Annotated in this window: 3 protein-coding genes; 1 reads left to right on the top strand and 2 read right to left on the bottom strand. The window is 66.0% G+C overall.

Annotation, left to right across the window (positions count from 1 at the left end):
• Positions 1 to 239: 239 nt before the first annotated feature.
• Together AC0Z2B_RS32385 and AC0Z2B_RS32380 are read right to left on the bottom strand one after the other, a co-directional pair.
• A complete protein-coding gene (locus tag AC0Z2B_RS32385; protein ID WP_476302249.1) occupies positions 240 to 521 on the bottom strand; it encodes a DUF3077 domain-containing protein in 282 nt (93 codons plus the stop codon).
• Between the two features lie 357 nt (positions 522 to 878).
• On the bottom strand, positions 879 to 2258 hold the full coding sequence (locus AC0Z2B_RS32380; RefSeq protein WP_476302247.1) for an MFS transporter: 1380 nt from the start codon (positions 2256 to 2258) through the stop codon (positions 879 to 881).
• 95 nt (positions 2259 to 2353) lie between these two features.
• Here AC0Z2B_RS32380 and AC0Z2B_RS32375 point away from each other — a divergent pair, with 95 nt between their 5' ends.
• Positions 2354 to 3220 (top strand): LysR family transcriptional regulator, encoded by an 867-nt coding sequence (locus AC0Z2B_RS32375; protein WP_476302245.1) that lies wholly within the window; start codon positions 2354 to 2356, stop codon positions 3218 to 3220.
• Positions 3221 to 3625 lie beyond the last annotated feature (405 nt).

The following is a 3625-nucleotide window of genomic DNA, read 5'->3' as shown; positions in this document are numbered from 1 at the left end:
GATGTTCGAGGTAGGCTCGTTCAACTGTTCGGGCTTATAGCCAGAGCGGAGAGGTGAATGGCGGTTCTGCTGCTACACGTGCTTATCAACACTGCTGCTGAACAACCTGCCATTCACCGCTCTCACCTCAGATTCTATTCCTTCTTCTAGACACAAGCTGCCGCCAGGCGGCGTCCTCCAGGCGCCACCGCGGCGGGGCCGGACGCGGCCTGGCGGCCGCTGCTACGGGGGGGTGAAGGTTACGCGGCCCCTTCGATCAACGCATCCGCCAAGCCCTTGGCAGTTTCCAGCGCATGCAGCGTCGCCCACAGCAGGCCACTTTGCTTGACGCCGTAATCACTGAGTTCATAGGCCGACTCTGCCGCGCACTTCAGCAACAGGGAAATTTGCACAAGGGCATCGTCCATGGGAATACCGGCACGGACGGTGTAAAAAGGCAGGTGATGTGAGTCGCAGCTGCCGAAGGGCGTGGCAGCTGTTTCGCGGGATGGGTTGGGTGTAGCGGGAATTTCGATTGTCATAGTGCGCTCCGTAAAACATGGGAGCCGCCAAATCGCTACCAAACGATGGAGGCGGCTGTACACAGGTTGGTAGACCGGGTAGAGCGAACCGGCGCACACGAGGTGCCCTGCGCACAGCCACCAGAGGTGGCGACGCATCGTGTCTACCCAGGGCTACCAAACCCGGTCGCTGTGATTCAGCGACCGCAGGAGGGTATGCGTGCACCCCAGGCATAACAAGACACTGGGTACCCTACCTGAGCAAATCAGAAATGTCCTACTTTGGGTCCTACAGAAAATGTGCCCGTAGCAGCTGCCGCCAGGCTGCGTCCTCCAGGCGCCACCGCGGCGGGGCCGGACGCGGCCGGGCGGCCGCTGCTACGGGGTGGTGTGGGGCAATGGCTGGAGGGTGGGGCGCAGGCCGGTGGATGCCAGTGCGGCTGCGGCGAGCAGTGCTACCACGCAGATCACCAGCGCGTCATGCATGCCTTGCATGAACACCTGTGGCGCAGCACCGCGCACCAGGAAGCCGAACAGTGCCACGCCGGTGATGCCGCCCACCTGCCGCGCTGCGTTCAGCAACCCGGACGCTACGCCTGCGTGGTGCCGGGCCGCAGCCGCCAGCGCTGCGCCGGTGATGGTGGGGATGGTCAGGGCAATGCCGCCCCCTGCCAGCAGCATCGGCACTACCAGCCAGGCGAAGCCGTGGGCGGCCAAGGCTGGCAGCATCAGCAGGTAACCGAGCGCCGAAATCAGCAGGCCCCCGGTCGCCAGGCGCCGCCGGCTGGTTCGTTGCAGCAACCGGCCCGCGAGGATGTTCACTGCCATGAGGATCGCCATCATCGGCAGGAACGCCAGGCCCGTCTGCTCGGGCGTGAGGCGTTCAATGGTCTGGAAGTACAGGCTCAGGGCAAACACCATGCCGTAGAACACCAGGTTGACCAGCACGCCGATGGCGTTGGCGCTGGCCAGCAGTGGGTCGCGCAGCAGCGCCAAGGGCAGCATTGGCCGCGCCGCGCGGGCCTCCAGCCACACAAACAGCACGGCGCCCACTACACAGGCCGTTGCGGCGGCGATGATGACCGGGTTGGCCCAGCCCAAAGCGCTGGCCTGGGTCAGGGCAAAAGTGAAACTGCCCAGGGTCAGCACCGCTGCCAGTTGCCCGGGCACGTCCAGGCTGCGTTGCGGCTGTACGGGGGAGCGGGGCGCGTGGCGGGCGGTCAGCCACAGGCCGAGCAGGCCGACCGGCACGTTGATGAAAAACAGGCTGCGCCAGCCCAATGTGGCGATCAACACGCCGCCTATCACCGGGCCGGCTGCCAGGGCGATGCCACCGCCTGCACCCCACCAGCCCACGGCACGGTTGCGCGCGGCCGGGTCCTGGAAGGCGTGCTGCAACAGCGACAACGACGTGGGTACCAACAGCGCCGCGCCCACCCCTTGGGCCAGGCGCCAGCCGATCAAGGCGACCAAACCCTGTGCCAGGCCGCAGCCCATGGACGCCAGCGCAAACAGCGCGTAGCCGAGCATGAATACCCGCTTGGCGCCAAAGCGGTCGGCGAGGGTGCCGGCCATCAACAGCAACGCGGCGAACACCATCGCGTAGGCGTTCACCACCCACTGCAGGTCGGTGACGCTGGCCGACAAGTCCTGACGCAAGGCCTGCAGCGCCACGTTAACCACGCTGACGTCCATCAGCACGATGAAAAAACCCAGGCAGGTGGCGAATTGGACCTTCCTGGCAGTGGAATTGAGCATAGGTGGAACCTCCCGAATGAAGGCCTCACGCTACCGCGACGGTATCTGTGCGAAAATTCCATATATGCGCACCGCTACCTGGAGAAAACGCACCGATGTTCGATTGGGAGAGTCTGCGAGTATTTCTTGCCATTGGCCACGCCGGCAGCCTGGCCGGCGCGGCGCGGACCTTGAAGGTTGACCATGCCACGGTCAGCCGGCGCCTTGGCGCGCTGGAGGCCGAGCTGCAGGTGCGCCTGGTCGACCGCCTGCCCCGTGCCTGCCAGCTCACCCCTTTGGGCTTGCAGGTGTTTGCGCTGGCCAGCGAGATGGAGGCCAGTGCTTTTGCCGTGCAGCGCGTGGTGCGCGCCGAACAGTCGCCGGCGGCCGGCCGGGTAGTCCTCAGTGCACCGCCGGTGTTGGCCAGCAACTTCCTCGCCGCGACGCTACGCCGCTTTCAGCAGCAGTACCCACAGGTGCAACTGTCCATCGTCAGCCAGGTCCACAGCGTGTCCCTGGGCCGCCGCGAAGCCGACATTGCCGTGCGCCTGTACCGGCCCACCGAGCCGGACAGTGTCACGCGCAAAGTCGGCAGCATGCCGTTCGGCCTGTATGCCAGCGTCGACTACGAACACCTGCATGCCCCCGCGCAATGGCATTTCATCACCTACGGGCCGGAGCTTGCCGACATGCCTCACCAGCAGTGGATGATGGCCGTGGCCCAGGGGCGGCCGGTTGCCTGCGAAGTCACCGACCTCACCACCCAGCACGCTGCCGCCCGCACCGGCGTGGGCGTGGCCGGGCTGCCACGGTTCATGGGTGATGCCGACCCGTTGTTGCAACGCCTGCCGTTCGAGGGCGAAGGGTTCGCCCGGGAGATCTGGCTGGTGCTGCATGCAGACCTGCGGCATTCGCCGTTGTTGCGCGCGGTGATGGCGTTCCTGGTGGACGTGATAAGCGAGACGTTCGACACCGCCCCGTAGCAGCTGCCGCAGGCGGCGTCCGGGTGCCGGGAACAGCGCGGCGCCTGCGGACGCGGCCTATGGCCGCTGCTACGGGAGCGGTGTGTGCGATTGCTGTAGCCGCGTAGGAGCAACTGTCTTGAAACTGCGTTGACTGCATCGCGACTAAAGTCGGCTCCTACCCCGTGCCTGGTAGGAGCCGGCCTTGGCCGCGATGCAGACGACGCGATCAGCGGGTTGCGCGCGTCCCCGTAGCAGCTGCCGCCAGGCGGCGTCCGGGTGCGCTGCGGTGTGCCGGAAACAGCGCGGCGCCTGCGGACGCGGCCTATGGCCGCTGCTACGGGAGCGGTGTGTGCGATTGCTGTAGCCGCGTAGGAGCAACTGTCTTGAAACTGCGTTGACTGCATCGCGACTAAAGTCGGCTCC

It is taken from the genome of Pseudomonas sp. GYB4201 (genome assembly GCF_056312595.1).
Note: the sequence above shows the minus strand (reverse complement) of the source record. Positions and strands in the feature narration are given on the sequence as shown.